This window comes from Lachnoclostridium phytofermentans ISDg (genome assembly GCF_000018685.1).
In the GTDB taxonomy this organism is placed as follows: Bacteria; Bacillota; Clostridia; order Lachnospirales; family Lachnospiraceae; genus Lachnoclostridium; species Lachnoclostridium phytofermentans.
In genome coordinates this window covers 1,404,914-1,421,711 of the sequence record NC_010001.1, presented here as the reverse complement: position 1 = coordinate 1,421,711, position 16,798 = coordinate 1,404,914, and the positions used below count along the sequence as shown (strand labels likewise).

Genomic DNA, 16,798 nt, shown 5'->3' with positions numbered 1-16,798 from the left:
TGTTACGTTTTTAATAGCGGTTTTAAACTACAACTATATCATATTGTATCGTCTTTACCGCATAGCCTCAAAAGACATCTCTTGCGACTATGCAAAATAGCCACAGCTAATGTCTTTGTTCTAAAATGCTGACGTAAATGACGTATACAAACTTTCTCATGTTATCTGACTCCTTAAAATATTTCTGTCTAGATTAACACCTTAATTATTAGATGTCAACCATTATTTAATAAAAGAGTTTAATTTATTTCCAAAACAGTTATTATCCAGTGGGAGCGAGTTTGTACTCCCACTAAAACAAGTAAGTCTACGATTATTGTACTAAATTCAATCAGGCTAAAAAAGATATGCTCCTGCATCTTTTTTAGCCTGATAACCTTACTATAACCAATGTATTATAATTGACTCCTATTTTATGAACATTTACTGCAACTCTCTTCTTTCAATTCCCGCTAAAAAATGTTCATATGTATTGTGAGTTTTTGAGCTTTCTATTAGAACTGCATTAACACACTTTTCATAAAACTTTGCTGGCCCAATACCTCCAATAATGGCATAATTATAACCTTCATCCTTTAAAGCATGTAAGGAACGTAATAGTAATGCCTTTCCAATTCCCATGCCTTGACATTCATCTAATACTCTCGTTGGTCCAAAGAAGTCTGGAGCGGTTGCATTATAACATGCATATCCAAGTATCTTACTGCCTTTCGCTGCGATAAAACAAGAAATTGGTTGGTTAGTAAAACACTTATCACATTCTCCGGCAGCACTAATACTAGAGTGCTCCTTCACCCAGTCAATTATTCTAAACTTATCTGGTGCTAATGCCCGAAATATTTCTATTCCATCTGCTTTTAACCTTTCGATATCCTTATGATAATCCTCCATATCCAATAAATTAACTAACATATCAGCCATGAAAACTACCTCCTATATACTCTTTTAAATAATTATGCCGAGCGATGATTGCTGCCCCTGTTGCACTATCATACATTGGTTCAACTATGTTTAAAGCTGGCAATTCATCAGCCAATTTCTTAACCACCATATTCTTAATTGGTTCGTAATGAGTCAATATTCCCCCCAGTAATGCCATCTTCCCTTGCTCAAGAGTTAACATCTTAGCTACTGGTATCACCAGTCTTACCAGCTCATTGGAAGCTTTCTCACAGATAGCTCTCGCATGAGGATCATTCCTTTTCAGCGCTTTTAAAATTACAGGTGAAAGTGATGCAATGCATGCTTTATTCCAGTTTGATTGATAAGTGTACTGAATGATTTCTTCTACAGAATGAACTCCTAATGTTTCATAGACCAAGTCCAGTATGTTACTATTTGTAATACGTTTATCATAGATTTGTACCGCCGTAGATAAAATATCTCTTCCTATTGCATAACCACTACCTTCATCATCAATTAGGTGTCCATACCCACCAGTTCTTATTTTCTGTCCACTTTGATTCATACCAAAACAGATAGAACCAGTCCCGCTGATAAGAATGATGCCTTCTGGCTTTCCAAATGCTCCATACAGTGCAGCTTCATGATCACCTACAATGTTAATCTCACATCGAATCCCACTTTGTTCTAAGCTAGAGGTTAGAAATGAGGATGCTTCTCTATTACTAATTCCTGCTGCTGAGATACACATTCCCTTACAATCGGATAATTCACCAGTTAGGTTTAGTAACTTTGCAATTAAGGTATTGATGGTTTTTCTAATTTCTTCTTTTGGATTACTGTTATAATTAAGAGAACCTGCATTAGCACAAAGAACTGTGTTCCCATCTAAGTCCAATACTTTCATTGATGTTTTGGTACCGCCACCATCCCATCCTACCACATATTTCAATTTCCTACCTCCTTTCTAAACTACTTTTTCTATTTTTGTACTGCTTTCTATTTTACATCTTCACAGGTAATTTTCCACTCAACTCATATGGCTGTTTCATATATTCTGCCAATGCCTCTACACTCTTTAAGGTATACTCATAGACAGCAATTCCATACACATTTGCTGGTAAGTCTTTTAAATCATATGGATTTCTAAGAGCAAAAACAATAACGTTTGTATTGGATTTTGCTGCAAGTTCAACGAGTTTTAGTTGTTCTTTATATAGATGTGCATTATACGTTGCGATGACTACAGTACTTGCTTCTTTCATTGGTTGTATTAACGCTTCCATCTCTTCGTCTGTAGGTTGTGGTGATGTTAAAATACCATTTCCATTAAAATACTTAGCCATATAATCTGCAAATTGAAAGGCACCTGCATCTATATTGAAAACATTCGTAGCTCTAAATGGCATACATCCAAGAAATAGGGAATTATGATCAACAACTGGTAGGTTATCGCTAGGCATTTGAATTGGGGTTAAACTCTTTCGAAGAAGCTCTTTTGTAAATTCAATTCCAGCCTTCACATCAAATTCATTGGTATCATGCTTTTCGTTCTCATTGCATAAACATTTATCTTTATAGTACATAATTTTATCAATAGATGCATCCATCTCATCCATAGATAATTCGCCTTTTTCATACAAGCCTGTCAATACATCTGAGGCTTCCCTTGCGACACTCATGGTATGAGATACAAAGATTAAATCAACACCTGCCTCAATCGCATGCTTGATTCCCTCAATTGATCCATAGTATTTCTTAATCGCACTCATTTCCATACAGTCACTAATAACTAACCCTTTAAATCCAAGCTTCTCCTTTAAGAGTCCTGTGATAATCTTTCTTGACATCGTTGCTGGAAGTTCCTCTTCTAAGGCTGGGAAAATGATATGGGATGACATGATTGCCGGTATTCCTGCCTCAATCAATGCTTTAAATGAAACTAATTCGCACAGCTCCATCTCCTCTAATGACTTATGTACCTTCGGTAACCCAAGATGAGAATCTACATTGGTATCTCCATGCCCTGGGAAATGCTTCGCTGAAGCCAGCACCCCTCCATCGGTAAGACCTTTCATCATGGCTACGCAGTATTTTGCTACCTGATCTGGTTCATCACCATAACTTCTTACCCCAATGACCGGATTATCCATATTGGAATTGATATCTGCCACAGGTGCTAAATCAAAGTTAAACCCTAAGGTTCTCAATTGCTGACCAGTAATCCTTCCTGCCATATAAGCATTTTTTTCATCCCTAGTTGCAGCAATCGCCATCGCACCAGGAATATTAACACTATCTTCGGATAGTCTTGTTACCATTCCACCCTCTTGATCTATCGTTATAAATGCTCTATGTCCGGTATATTTTTTTGTAAGCTGCTGTAATCCCTCACATAGATTACTTAACTGATTCGCATCTACAATATTTTCTTTAAATAAAATGAAATTCCCAATCTTATAGGTACGGATAAAATCCTCTAATTCACTATCGATCGTAGTACCAGGAAATCCTGCTACAATTCGTTGTCCAACTTTTCCTCTTATTGATAAGTCCATAATTCTCCTCCAATTCCACACTATTGATCTGCTTAAAAAGCTAGTATGTTCCGAACAGCCCCAAAGCACACCATACCGAAACGCACTCGTTTACTATTAGCCTTGTTATCTAAGCAAAAATAGCATATGTTTTGTTATCTGTCAGGTATATTCATTCATTTGATGTATCATAAAAACTATTTAATATTCTATAGTTTCAGCCTACTGATAAAGATGATACTTTTCTTTTCTATCCTTAAACTTCTCTAGTTGCACCTGATTCTTTTTTAAGATTTCTATACTACTCCAATCTTCCTTTTCGAAAATGTTACTACCCGCAAGAAGACTTATAAAAGGTTTTTTCCCCTCAGAAACTGGTTCTAAGAAAGAAAACTTCTCCGGAAACAAGCTTTTTATTGCCTCTAATACCACTAGACCAGTTTTATAGCTTTCATAGCTATGATAATCCGTAATGTGTATATGAACTCCTTGACAAAACTCCCCTTTGTGTTTTGAACTAGTTGGGGTAAAATAAGCTGGAGTAAATGCAACACCTGGTAAGTCTTTGGTTCTTAAATATGCAAGTAATCGTTTGGAATCAATATATGGTGCGCCAATGATTTCAAACGGACAAGAAGTCCCTCTACCTTCAGAAACATTAGTTCCTTCAAATAGGCAAGTTCCAGTATACAAAAGAGCGGTATCAAATCTTGGTATACCTAGGCTTGGCATAATCCATGTCTGCTCTAGCTCAGGAAATAGTGCACTTCTTTTTAACCCAGAGCATGGAATAATCGTTAGGTGACAACCAAACTTTTCTTCCTCATTTACCATGTTAGCAAGCTCACCTATCGTTAATCCATAGCGAGTTGCTAGCGGATATGCTCCAACAAAGCTTTTATACTCTAGTTCTAGGACATTACCATCTATGGTTTCACCGCCAAGTGGGTTCGGTCGGTCTAATATGATTAGTTCTTTTCCGAATTTCGCACAATCCTCCATCGCGTAAATCATAGATGAAATAAAGGTATAATAACGAACACCAAGATCTTGAATATCATATACAACGGCATCAACATTTTCTAACATCTCTTTTGTAAATCGTTTGGAGTCCACTCGGTATAAACTATAAACCGGTAATCCTGTTTCCTCATCCGTATAAGTTGTCACCGTCTGTCCGGCATCCTTATCCCCTCTAACCCCATGCTCCGGTGCAAACAACGCGGTGATGTGGTACCTTTCATTTAGAATATCTATAGTTGAATTAAAATTATTATCGACTCCAGATATGGAAGTAATCAACCCTAAACGCTTATCTTTAAAGGTTGTATCATAAGACTTTAGATTATCTATCCCTTTTAAAATCATAGTATATTGACAACTCCTTTTTTTTATAGTTAAATAGTTACATAATATTCATCATATGATGAAATTAAATTACATAAAACTTTTTTAATTAGTAAAAAACAATCTAAATACAAATCATGGAAGGAACGTACAATTATGAACCAGCTGAAACAATTAACAAAGAAGCAACAAAGATTAGCCATTGGTTTGATGAGTGGAACATGTACGGATGGCATTGATGCCGCTCTCGTACAAATAAGCGAATCTGGAATACATACAAAAGTTCAATTAATTGATTTCATTACAATCCCTTACGAGAATGAATTACGCACGACGTTGCTACAGATTGCCTCTGGTACCTTTGGCGGTAGTTATGAAATCAGTAAAATGAACTTTCTCCTCGGTAAGTTATCAGCAAACGCGTGCTTATCCATATGTAAAAAGGCAAATATCTCACCTTCTATGATCGATTTTATTGGTAGCCATGGCCATACAATTTATCACCAACCGGTTGAAGAAGAATACTTTGGTCAGAAGATTACCTCTACCTTACAGATAGGGGAAGCTGCTGTAATTAGTGAGACCATGAAGTGTCCTGTAGTTGCTGACTTTCGCGTCCGCGATATGGCTGCAGGTGGATTAGGAGCCCCATTGGTTCCTTACTCTGAATTCTTACTCTACAGTGAAGCTGATCAAAACATTGCCTTACAAAATATTGGTGGCATTGGCAATATAACTTTCTTACCTGCTAGCGGTAATATGGAACATACCCTTGCTTTTGATACCGGCCCTGGTAATATGATAATTGATTCCTTAGTATCTAATTTTACAAACATGCAGCAAACTTATGACGACAACGGAAAAATAGCTGCAAGTGGTACAGTTCATAAAGAACTACTTGATTGGTTATTAAAGGATCCATATGTTTATGCGAAACCTCCAAAAACAACTGGAAGAGAATACTATGGTGCCGAGTTTGTTGATAAGCTTTGCCAAAAAGCAGCCTCTTATCACTTATCCTTTCCAGATATCATAGCAACAGCAACGATGTTTACCGCAAAAGCTATTGAAATCAATGTATTACAGAACCTCCCTAAGCTTCCTGACAAATTAATCGTAGGCGGTGGTGGTAGTCAAAATAATACTCTGATGAAATTCATTGCTAGGTGTCTTCCAATGTGTAAGGTAATGACTAATGAAGACATCGGATTTGACAGTAACGCAAAGGAAGCTGTAGCTTTTGCCATCTTAGCTAATGAAACGATCTTTGGTAATACCAATAATGTTCCTTCCGCGACTGGCGCCAGACATACGGTCGTGATGGGTAAAATAACAATATAAAGCGATAATGGAGGATCATATGACGAATATCGAAATCAAAACTAGGAGTATCATGGATTCTTTGAATAATTCCGAAAGAAAAGTAGCTACCTACTTTTTAAACAATATCGAGAATATTTTCTCTATTCCAATTGCGCGTCTTGCAGAAGAATCCGGAGTTAGCCAGGTAACCTGGATTCGCTTTTGTAAAGCAATTGGATTTGACGGATTAAAAGACTTAAAAAAGAGTCTTTTCATGGAATTAAACAGCTCCACATCGGAAGGTATTGATACTTCTGACTTCTCCGATATTAAAAAACACAGTACACTGGAACAAATGTGTAACACCATTCGCAATACAACACTTCAGGCAGTCGAAGATACCATAAAGTTAATTGATTATGATACTTTAAAAAAAGTTGTCTCCATCTTATCAAAAGCTTCTTGTATAAAATTATTTGGCGTTGGTGCATCTGCTTTAGTAGCCGATGATTTTTGTAAAAAATTACTTCGTATCAATAAAAATGTAAATTTTAGCTATGACATGCACACACAACTTGTTTATGGTGCAAATGCACGCCCTGAAGATGTAGCGGTTATCTTTTCTTACTCTGGAACTACCAAGGAAATGCTTGAAATTATGGACTTAGCTAAAAAATCAAATTGTCCTACCATAGTAATCACGAAGTATACCAAAAGTCCTCTGGTTGCTAGTGCAGACTACTCTATTTATATTTCTGCTCCTGAAATTAATTATCGAAGCGGAGCAATGAGTAGTCGTATCGCACAGTTAACCATAGTTGACTTACTCTTTACCAGCCTTGCCAATAAGAATTATACCTCTGTTGAAAAGTATCTGGAAAAGAGTTCTGAAGTCTGTCGTAGCCACAGGGTTTAATGTAAAAATATAATTATCACAATGTCTAAGCAGAATTAATTCTGATTGTATATCTATACCACAGGTTAAGATATTATACTTGATATATGTCCGTTTGCTTTGTTGATTGCTTCTTCTGCTTTAGCTGCAGTTAAATTGCATTTTAGCATTACAATTGCAGTTTTAGCAGAATAATCACAAGCTTCTAATGTTTGTCTAGCAGTAAGATCATCTGCCTCCGTAATAGTCCTAACTATCATTACTGCTCGTTCTACTAATTTCTCATTCGTAGCTTTTAAGTCTACCATTAAGTTTCCATAAACTTTTCCAAGCTTAATCATTACTGAGGTACTAAGCATATTTAGTACCATTTTTTGTGCTGTGCCGCTCTTTAATCTGGTAGAACCAGTGATTACTTCAGGACCAGTCTGAAGAGTGATTGCAACATCCGTAATCGAGGTTAGTGGTGAGTTTGTACTGCAAGTTACACTTATGGTCTTTGCACCGATACTTTTTGCATAGGATACAGCTCCAATCACATAAGGAGTTCTTCCACTTGCAGCTATACCTACCAAAATATCTTTCTCTGAAAATCCAATTGCTTTTAAATCCTCTGCGCCTAATTCTTGATTGTCTTCCGCACCTTCTACCGCTTTCACAAATGCCATTACTCCACCGGCAATTAAAGCCTGAACTAATTCTGGATCAGTTCCAAAGGTAGGAGGACATTCCACTGCATCAAGGATTCCAAGTCGACCAGAAGTTCCACAACCAGAGTAAATCAATCGTCCTCCTGCTGCCATCTTTTCATAAGTTATGTCGACTGCTTTTTGGATATTTTCTAACTCTTTTTCCACTGCATATGCTACTTTTTTATCTTCATCGTTCATTAGTTTTAGGACTTCCAATGTAGAAAGAATGTCGATATTTTTTGTACGTTCATTTTTTTGCTCGGTATCTAAAATATTTAATTCAACCATAGTCTTTACCCCTCTATTTTATCAGCCCTTAACGGAACCAACAGTAAGTCCTTTCACAAAATACTTCTGTAAAAATGGATATAAAATAATAATTGGTAATGTGGAGGTTATAATTACTGCTGACTTAATGGATATTGCAATCGTTGCTTTATCCGCAGAACCAGCAGCGTCTCCCACCATTGTAGTACCATTTACAATGTTTCTTAAAAATAGCATAACTGGGTACTGTTTTGTATCTAAGTAAATTAAACCATTAAACCAGTCATTCCAGAAAAATACTGCGGTATACAGGCCAACCGTAGCCAATGCTGCTTTTGAAAGCGGAACAATGATTTTTCTTAATACCCCAAAATAACTCAAACCATCAATTAGTGCAGCTTCTTCGATTTCTGACGGAAGTGATTTAAAGAAATTGATTAATATGATTAAATTAAATTGGCTGATAGCGAATGGTAGTAACATTGCAAATCTTGTTCCTGTTAACCCTAAATTAGATATAAGTAAATAATTCGGAATCAATCCACCAGAGAAAAACATGGAGAATACAACGATTTTCATTGCTATTTTTTGACCCCATAGATTTGGTTTTGATAACGGGTATGCAAATAGTGTAGTCATAATCAGGGATATTAAAGTTCCAACCCCTGTGTAAAAGATTGTATTTCCATAAGCCCTAAAGAAATTTGGATATCTAAATATTTGCTTATAGGCTTCAAAATTAATCCCGATAGGGATAAGGGAAACTTTATTGTTAACGATTGCCTTTGGATCAGAAAGTGATACCGCAAGCATATAGATAAATGGCACTAAGCATACCAAGAGCACAAAAATCATGATGATGTATATAATTGCGTCGAATATGATATTGCCTTTTGTACGATATTTTTTCACAAGGCACCTCCTAATAGATTCCATCTCCGGTAAACTTTTTACTTAAGGTATTGGAGGAAGAAACTAAAACAACTCCAATAATTCCACTAAACAATCCTATCGCTGTCGCATAGGAATAATTCTGATTGTAAAGACCTGTACGATATACTAAGGTATCAATGATATCACTGAGACTAGAATTCGAAGGAGTATACATTAATAACACCTTTTCAAACCCAAGACTTAGCATACGTCCAACATTTAAGATAAGCATTACCATGATGGTAGGTAAGATGGAAGGTATCGTTACATGTATAATCTGCTTTATACGGTTTGCTCCATCAATCTGAGCCGCTTCAAACAAGTCAGCGCTGATTCCAGTAATCGCTGCTAAGTAAATAATTGCAGTCCAACCAGTAAATTGCCAAGAATCAGTAAGTACATAAAGCCATCTAAAATACTGTGGTTCATTCATAAAATAAATTGGTTCCATTCCGAACACATTATGTAAAAACTGGTTTAATAGTCCGGAACTAGGAGAAAGTAATTCTCCTAAGATTGCAAAAACAACAACTGTTGATATGAATCTAGGCATATAGGAAACGGTTTGTACAACTTTCTTAAATCTTACAGCTCTCACTTCATTTAAAAGAATAGCAAAAACAATAGGAATTGGAAAATTAATAATCAGGTTCATAAACGATATTGTAAATGTGTTACGAAAGGCTCTCCAAAAGGATGGATCCTTCATAAATTGATTGAAATATTTAAATCCAACCCAACTAACCCCATAAGGGCCCATACCAGGACGATAACGACGGAATGCCAGAACATTACCGAACATCGGTACATACTTAAATACAATAAAATATGCGATTGGCAATACCATCATCGCATAAAGCTGCCAGTAACGACGTAAATGTCTTTGTTTACTGCTTTTTAGCTTAGGTACTTGCACTTGCTCGCTTTTCTTTTTTTCTAAGGACATATTAAACCTCCCATACTTTTTATAAAAGGCTACCCTTATGTTCAAAGGGTAGCCTCAGTATTATGAAAGCTTAGTTAAGATTATCATTATAAATCTTACAGAATTCGTCAATTTTTAATGTTTTCATCTCATTTACATAAGCATCCCAATCATTATCTACACTCTTCTTACCAGTTATAAATGCGTCTGCCCATACACTGAAGGTATCAAATAATGGAGTTTGCAAAACGCCCGCATCTTCTGCTTTCATATCATCAAATAATGGTGTTGGAGGTATCTGTTGAATAACATCTCCCATAGCAGCAACTTCTTTATTGATACGTGCATAATTCTCATCATATTTTGTCATTTCACGTTCGTTAACCCATACTAATTGGGTAACGTCAGAACCACAGCCGTATTTTACTTGAAGTGTTTTATAAACACCTTCTGCTGAATTTACTAACTCATCAGAATATTTGATTACTCCGTTTTCTTCTGTATATGTTACGCCTTCTACTCCTAAGCACCATAATTTAGCACCTTCTTCGGAGAAGAATACTTCATCAATTGTTCTCACAACTCTTTCAAAGTCTTTTCTTTGTGCAGTAGCTGCTGGGAACATAATACCGGAACCAGTACGGTTCTTTTGCTGATGATGAGCACCAGCAGGTCCCTCTAATGATGGGTACATCTGTAATTTAAAGCCTTCGATTTCAGTAGAAGCACTTACACCACCAATCTGGTCATAGTATGCATAGGTAGCCATAGATTTTCCGCTTGCCATCTTTTGAGACCATTTATCGCCATCGATTGGGTCTGCCATTTCAGGATCAAGTAATCCTTCATTGTAAAGTTTTGCAAGGTAGCTAATATATTGTTTATAACCATCACTGATAGCACCTTCAAAATATTCGCCCTTTTCATAATCCCAACTTAAGGTATTCGTTCCGCCAGCTCCGTTCTTACCTAAACTAACACCAAAGGATGGCATTGTCATACGGTATAATACACGAGGACCAGCTAAGATAGTTAAAGGATAAGAATCAGGATTCTTTGCTTTGTATGCCTTTAAGATATTATATAAATCATCAAATGTCTTAGGTACAGCTAATCCTTCTGCCTCTAAGAAATCCTCTCTTAAAATAAGTCCACCATCATAGAAAGGAACGTCAAATAAGCCAGGCATATAATAACGTTTTCCGTCTGCGAGGTTTAATCTGTTTATAGCACCAGTTAGACCAAACTCTTCTACACGTGCATTAAAGTTAGGTGTATATTCAGCATAGTCACTGATTGGTACTAGAGCACCATTTAGAGCAAGAGATGCATTCTCTCCCTGCGTTGACTGATAAAGGATGACATCTGGAGCGTTATTTCCTGTATTTAATGTTAAAGAAACTTTTGTTTGATAATCTGCAATTGGAATTACTTCGAAATCGAAATCAACATTAAATCTCTTCTCAGCTTCCTTTATAACTAACCAATCTTCTTTAAATGGTAAGGTTGCATTATCAGAGTAATAAATCTTGATTTTAACAGGGTCTTGTTTTTCAGGCTCTTTATTGCCTGGATCTTGTTTGTCAGGTTCTTTTGCACCGCTTGTTGCCACAGGATCTTTTGTGCCGGTTTCGCTTGATCCATTTTTCTTACCACATGCTGCAAATAAGCTTACCACCATGGTCAGAACCAACAGTAATGTTACCGTTTTTTTCATAGTAAAATCCTCCTCCAAATTTTTAATACCATTGTTGTTCAGAAATAAGTTGTGAGAAAATTGCTTTTTGTTTTTCAGATAACACCCAATGCATAGCAAATTTGTTTAAGAAATGCTACTGCCTGAATGAAACAGGAAAACTAATTTTTATATTTTCACACTACCTTCCTGAATTATGATAATAAGATACATAAATTAGATTATTCCCGTGTGAAGCTTTAGAATTTCATATGTAGAGTCTTTTGGCGCTTTAGAAATTCTCTCCACACTTACACCCCATAAGTGTTTCAATAGATTGTTATATCCATTTAGTATTAGGAACCGACATAATATTCTTTCATTCTATTCCGCATGTCATGAATTTATGTTTCATATTATTTATTTTTTTATGTATCTTTATTTCATACTTGTATAGTAACACTAACTTGTGAAATAGTCAATAACTTATTGCAAAATAGTTATTAAATTTATTCTTTAATAATCAAAACTGTACTAAATGCACAAAAATAGCAAGCTAGTAATTTTAACCTGGCTTGCTATAGTAATTTCTTAATTTTATTTTTTAGAACAGATTGCAGAATAATTCGAGTATTATTTCCTATTACTTTTATAAAAATAATGCCTTTTTATCTCTGTCTTTTAAGTTTTCAATAGCTTCCCTCACAACGTGAACAGAGGCTCGGAATTGATTTAACTCTACTTCTGTCATATTTACTTCCACTACATCCTTCACGCCGAAACGATTTAGAATGCATGGTACCCCTGCATATACATCAAACTCACCATATTCCCCCTCCAATAAGGTAGAGACCGGAAGGATGGAATTCTCATCATAAAGAATTGCTTTTATAATCCCCACAGCTGCTGACGCTATTCCATAACAAGTAGTACCCTTCACTGATAAAATATCAAAACCTACCCTGGTAACCTTATATAAGATTTCATTAAAGTCAATATCGGAATACTCTTTGTTATCCCGTACGATGTCCATAATATTTTTACCGCCAACCGTAACAAGCGACCAAGGACACATTTGAGAATCTCCATGCTCTCCCATCGTATAAGCCTGTATGCTTCTAGGATCTACATGTAAAATATCTCCAATAAAGTGTTTTAATCTTGCAGAGTCAATCGCTGTTCCAGTTCCAAGAACTTGTTGCTTTGGAAGCCCCGATAATTGATAAACATATTGAGCAATCGAATCCACCGGATTCGTCACGACTAAGAATATTCCATTGAACCCACTCTTCATGACAGGTTCCACAATCGTGCTCACAATATCTGCGGATAACCCAAGAGTATCAAGCCGCGACTGTCCTGGTTTTGGCGGAGGCCCTGCAGTTATTACAACAATATCAGCGTCCTTACAGTCTGTATAATCTCCTTCCGTTACCAAAACATTTCGATTTAAATACTCGATACTATGACACAAATCCATTACTTCCCCATGCGCCTTAGCACGATTGATATCTATCAACATAACCTCATCACAAACACTTTGCGTAATTAGACTAAACGCCGTTGAAGTACCAACTAAACCTGCACCCACAACAATAACTTTACTTCGGTTTATTGTAATCGCCATACTATAACCTCATCTTATATAGAATTGGTTTTGATGTAATATATGCTATCGTAACGTAAAATGGACCATCAAAACCTATGAATATTATAGGAATAAGCTCTAGTAATTATGCTACTGTGCAAAAATATCTGGACATATGAAATCTTAATGCAGTGTTGTATCATGAATCCAACGTCCCTTTAAGACCCGCGGTACCGTAAATAGCGCTTTAACACACTCATCGCTACTTAAGATAAAGTAAACCCATACAGGTGGAAGATGAAGTACTATGGTTGCAAGCAAACCTCCTCCAAGTTTTAGTACCCATAAGGTCAAAACATCAAAGGTTGCACAGTAAAGGGTATCCCCTGCACCACGTAATATTCCGGCCATAGTTAATACAGATAAGGCTTGGAAGAATAAGAGGTAAGCCGAAACAAATAGCATCTGACGAATTAAATCCGCTGTTTCCTTAGACGCCTCAATAAAGTTAGGAGCGATTGGACGTAGTAAGATTACTGCAAAAGCAACAATTCCTCCGAGTATCATACTGATACGTATTAACTTATTGGCTAGCATTCTCGCCTCATGCTCTTTTCCCTCACCAATCAAATTCCCTATTATAATGCTCGAACCCACACCAATACCAATCAGAATGATTCCGGCTAACTGTTGTACTACATTAATGAAGCTGGCGGCTGTAAGAAAACTAACACCCATACGCCCAATGATTGCAGACTGAACAGCAATCCCAAGCCCCCAGTTAACCTCACTCATAAGCACTGGCGCACTATAACGAGCCAAAGAGCGAAAATACTGTTTAGATCTCTTAAAAATATAAGAAAGTCTCATCTTAAGTACCTTCTCACCCTTATACATATAAATAACAACTAAAATACTCTCAAGAATTCTACAAATTAAAGTAGCAATGGCAGCTCCCTCTATCTCCATTCGCGGAAAACCTAATTTTCCATAGATAAAGATATAATTTAGTACCACATTGGTGCATAGTGAGATTCCATAGATATACATCGAAACGTTTACATTCTGAATACTACGAAGCCCCATTAGATATACACCAGTAAAACCAGAGAATAGATAGGAAAATCCAATAATTCGAAGATATTTTGAACCATACATGATAACTTCAGGCTCATTTGTAAAAATAGACATTGCTTGATTTGGGAAAGCAAGTACGACCAGTCCCATAAGAGCTCCCATAATAACACCGACACGAATCATAAATCCTAATATAGTTCTTATTGGCTCCATTTCCTTCTTACCAAAGTATTGTGCATTCAAAACTACGGAACCGGAAGCTAGTCCAAACAATACTGTTGTAAAAATAAAATAAACTAAATTAGCCTGTGAGACTCCCGATAATTGTACCTCACTAATATTTCCAATCATCAAAGTATCTGCGGTACTTACTCCAACATTAATTAAATTTTGTATGGCAATTGGTATTGCAACCATTAGAAGCATCTTCATGACATGGTCTTGATTTTTCTTTGTGTCTTTTGTTCTCTTTTGCATCTTATACTCCTATAACAATCACTGATTATCTCGATATGTAGTAATATAGATTTTATCAAACTTTCTACTATTTTACTTACTAAATCAATTTAAACACAAGCATATTATAATTTCAATACATAACAAGACTTTAATATTTCAATACTTTAATACTTTAATATTTCAATACTTTAATATTTCTATACTTAATCAGTTTATAAGACAAATATGCCAAGGTAAACTAGAAAACTAATTTTCCTTGGCATATTTTATTTCTATATATTTAATGTATCTTACTTAATTACAGTCTTTCCACCCATGTATGGTTGTAAAGCTTTTGGAATGTTAATGCTTCCATCTTCATTTAAATTGTTTTCTAAGAATGCAATTAACATTCTAGGAGGAGCAACTACAGTGTTGTTAAGGGTATGAGCAAAGTATTTACCATTTTCTCCTACCACACGAATCTTTAAACGACGAGCCTGAGCATCACCAAGATTAGAGCAGCTACCTACTTCGAAGTACTTCTTCTGTCTTGGAGACCAAGCTTCAACGTCAATAGACTTCACCTTAAGGTCTGCAAGGTCACCAGAACAGCACTCAAGGGTACGAACAGGAATATCTAAGGAACGGAATAAATCAACAGTATTTTCCCATAGTTTCTCGAACCACATCATACTATCTTCTGGATTACATACTACGATCATTTCCTGCTTCTCAAACTGATGGATACGATAAACTCCTCTTTCCTCAATACCATGAGCACCTTTTTCTTTACGGAAACATGGAGAATAACTTGTTAAAGTTTGTGGAAGAGTCTCCTCTGGTAAAATAGTATCTATAAATTTACCAATCATGGAATGCTCACTTGTTCCGATTAAGTAAAGGTCTTCCCCTTCAATCTTATACATCATGGCATCCATCTCAGCAAAACTCATAACGCCAGTAACAACGTCGCTACGAATCATAAATGGTGGAATGCAGTAAGTAAATCCACGATCAATCATGAAGTCTCTTGCATAAGAAATTACTGCTGAATGAAGTCTAGCGATATCTCCCATCAAATAATAGAAGCCATTTCCTGCTACCTTTCTTGCACTATCAAGGTCTAAGCCATTGAATTTTTCCATGATTTCTGCATGATATGGAATTTCGAAATCAGGAACCACTGGTTCACCATAACGCTTGATTTCTACATTTTCGCTATCATCTTTACCAATTGGTACACTTGCGTCAATGATGTTTGGAAGTGTCATCATGATTGTCTTGATTCTCTCTTGAAGCTCATTTTCTCTTTCTTCTAACTCTGCTAAACGCTCAGACTCCTTAGTAACGAGCTGCTTCATCTCTTCAGCTTCTTCACGTTTTCCCTGAGCCATTAAGCCACCGATTTTTTTAGAAATCGCATTACGATCCGCTCTTAAGTTATCCGCTTCTCCTTTTGCATTTCTAGACTCTACGTCTAGTGCAATCACTTCATCTACTAGAGGAAGCTTGTGGTCCTGGAACTTATTCTTAATATTTTGTCTTACAACTTCTGGATTCTCTCTTACAAATTTTAAATCTAACATGTGTATCCTCCTTTTTACGTTACAGTAAAATTAATATATTCTGTGACATTAATATTTTAAGATGAGTTATTACATATATTAATACATCTAAATAAACATCCATTTCCTACTGGAAATTACTCTTTATATTGACTGTCACATTGCTTGCTGAGGTAAAAAAGATATAAAAAAAGCCCTTCACCTCATGCATTAATTACATGGGACGAAAGGATTCCGCGTTGCCACCCAAATTGCCGTTAAACCGGCCACTCAATAAAGTACGCTAAAGGGTACTAACCTTGCAGCTTTCACTGCCGGCTCCAAAAGTGGATAGATTTTTTCTTTGACCGATTCACACCAACCATCAGCTCTCTGAACAAATACAAAAATCGTAGCTTTTATCATCACCGTGATAACTTATAGTTTTGCTTATTATAAACTATTTATTCCATATTTTCAAGTAGATATTTTTATAGCAGTTAATTTCTATTTTTATAGCAGTTAATTTCAGATAGCTATATTAAAATACTATCTTTAAGTAGATATTTTTAAGTAACTATTTTCAAATAGCTATATTTCAAATAATATTTATAAGCATACAATCATACCACATCACTAAATTATTCTTGCTGATATCGTAAGTAATATAAT

At 36.0% G+C, this 16,798-nt stretch carries 13 protein-coding genes and 1 other annotated feature; of the genes, 2 read left to right on the top strand and 11 right to left on the bottom strand.

The features are described from left to right. Positions 1-423 precede the first annotated feature (423 nt). The 4 genes from CPHY_RS05940 to CPHY_RS05925 form a co-directional block, all read right to left on the bottom strand. On the bottom strand, positions 424-921 hold the full coding sequence (locus CPHY_RS05940; protein ID WP_012199151.1) for a GNAT family N-acetyltransferase: 498 nt from the start codon (positions 919-921) through the stop codon (positions 424-426). Further along, positions 914-1,846: an N-acetylglucosamine kinase gene (locus CPHY_RS05935; protein WP_242657988.1), complete on the bottom strand. Its 933-nt coding sequence runs from the start codon at positions 1,844-1,846 to the stop codon at positions 914-916. Before CPHY_RS05935 ends, CPHY_RS05940 begins: the two co-directional genes overlap by 8 nt. 61 nt (positions 1,847-1,907) lie before the next feature. Continuing rightward, complete coding sequence (locus CPHY_RS05930) at positions 1,908-3,461, bottom strand: glycoside hydrolase family 3 protein (protein ID WP_012199149.1); 1,554 nt, start codon at positions 3,459-3,461, stop codon at positions 1,908-1,910. A 201-nt stretch (positions 3,462-3,662) separates the two neighbouring features. After that, positions 3,663-4,808: a DUF1343 domain-containing protein gene (locus CPHY_RS05925; RefSeq protein WP_012199148.1), complete on the bottom strand. Its 1,146-nt coding sequence runs from the start codon at positions 4,806-4,808 to the stop codon at positions 3,663-3,665. Between the two features lie 135 nt (positions 4,809-4,943). On the opposite strand from CPHY_RS05925, the gene CPHY_RS05920 reads away from it, so the two are divergent. Together CPHY_RS05920 and CPHY_RS05915 are read left to right on the top strand one after the other, a co-directional pair. Continuing rightward, positions 4,944-6,128 (top strand): anhydro-N-acetylmuramic acid kinase, encoded by a 1,185-nt coding sequence (locus CPHY_RS05920; protein ID WP_012199147.1) that lies wholly within the window; start codon positions 4,944-4,946, stop codon positions 6,126-6,128. 19 nt (positions 6,129-6,147) lie between these two features. After that, complete coding sequence (locus CPHY_RS05915) at positions 6,148-7,005, top strand: MurR/RpiR family transcriptional regulator (protein WP_012199146.1); 858 nt, start codon at positions 6,148-6,150, stop codon at positions 7,003-7,005. Between the two features lie 65 nt (positions 7,006-7,070). Here CPHY_RS05915 and murQ read toward each other — a convergent pair whose 3' ends face one another. The 7 genes from murQ to serS form a co-directional block, all read right to left on the bottom strand. Beyond that, on the bottom strand, positions 7,071-7,964 hold the full coding sequence (murQ, locus tag CPHY_RS05910; RefSeq protein ID WP_012199145.1) for an N-acetylmuramic acid 6-phosphate etherase: 894 nt from the start codon (positions 7,962-7,964) through the stop codon (positions 7,071-7,073). 21 nt (positions 7,965-7,985) lie between these two features. Beyond that, the gene (locus CPHY_RS05905) at positions 7,986-8,855 is read right to left on the bottom strand and encodes a carbohydrate ABC transporter permease (RefSeq protein WP_012199144.1); all 870 of its coding nucleotides are present in this window, start codon (positions 8,853-8,855) and stop codon (positions 7,986-7,988) included. Between the two features lie 10 nt (positions 8,856-8,865). Then, entirely contained in the window at positions 8,866-9,822 is a 957-nt protein-coding gene (locus CPHY_RS05900; protein WP_012199143.1) for an ABC transporter permease, read from the bottom strand. Between the two features lie 70 nt (positions 9,823-9,892). Continuing rightward, positions 9,893-11,518 (bottom strand): extracellular solute-binding protein, encoded by a 1,626-nt coding sequence (locus tag CPHY_RS05895; RefSeq protein ID WP_012199142.1) that lies wholly within the window; start codon positions 11,516-11,518, stop codon positions 9,893-9,895. Between the two features lie 607 nt (positions 11,519-12,125). Continuing rightward, entirely contained in the window at positions 12,126-13,103 is a 978-nt protein-coding gene (locus tag CPHY_RS05890; protein ID WP_012199141.1) for an L-lactate dehydrogenase, read from the bottom strand. Between the two features lie 144 nt (positions 13,104-13,247). Then, the gene (locus CPHY_RS05885; RefSeq protein ID WP_012199140.1) at positions 13,248-14,618 is read right to left on the bottom strand and encodes an MATE family efflux transporter; all 1,371 of its coding nucleotides are present in this window, start codon (positions 14,616-14,618) and stop codon (positions 13,248-13,250) included. A gap of 272 nt (positions 14,619-14,890) precedes the next feature. Next, positions 14,891-16,168 (bottom strand): serine--tRNA ligase, encoded by a 1,278-nt coding sequence (gene serS, locus CPHY_RS05880; protein ID WP_012199139.1) that lies wholly within the window; start codon positions 16,166-16,168, stop codon positions 14,891-14,893. Between the two features lie 195 nt (positions 16,169-16,363). Further along, positions 16,364-16,561, bottom strand: a binding site (T-box leader). Positions 16,562-16,798: the final 237 nt, after the last annotated feature.

Excerpts from the sequence above, each read along its gene's own strand:
- CPHY_RS05900 (WP_012199143.1), bottom strand. The coding sequence starts at position 9,822 with ATGTCCTTAGAAAAAAAGAAAAGCGAGCAAGTGCAAGTACCTAAGCTA.
- CPHY_RS05920 (WP_012199147.1), top strand. The coding sequence starts at position 4,944 with ATGAACCAGCTGAAACAATTAACAAAGAAGCAACAAAGATTAGCCATT.
- CPHY_RS05890 (WP_012199141.1), bottom strand. The coding sequence starts at position 13,103 with ATGGCGATTACAATAAACCGAAGTAAAGTTATTGTTGTGGGTGCAGGT.
- serS (WP_012199139.1), bottom strand. The coding sequence starts at position 16,168 with ATGTTAGATTTAAAATTTGTAAGAGAGAATCCAGAAGTTGTAAGACAA.
- CPHY_RS05915 (WP_012199146.1), top strand. The coding sequence starts at position 6,148 with ATGACGAATATCGAAATCAAAACTAGGAGTATCATGGATTCTTTGAAT.
- murQ (WP_012199145.1), bottom strand. The coding sequence starts at position 7,964 with ATGGTTGAATTAAATATTTTAGATACCGAGCAAAAAAATGAACGTACA.
- CPHY_RS05925 (WP_012199148.1), bottom strand. The coding sequence starts at position 4,808 with ATGATTTTAAAAGGGATAGATAATCTAAAGTCTTATGATACAACCTTT.
- CPHY_RS05885 (WP_012199140.1), bottom strand. The coding sequence starts at position 14,618 with ATGCAAAAGAGAACAAAAGACACAAAGAAAAATCAAGACCATGTCATG.
- CPHY_RS05930 (WP_012199149.1), bottom strand. The coding sequence starts at position 3,461 with ATGGACTTATCAATAAGAGGAAAAGTTGGACAACGAATTGTAGCAGGA.
- CPHY_RS05940 (WP_012199151.1), bottom strand. The coding sequence starts at position 921 with ATGGCTGATATGTTAGTTAATTTATTGGATATGGAGGATTATCATAAG.
- CPHY_RS05895 (WP_012199142.1), bottom strand. The coding sequence starts at position 11,518 with ATGAAAAAAACGGTAACATTACTGTTGGTTCTGACCATGGTGGTAAGC.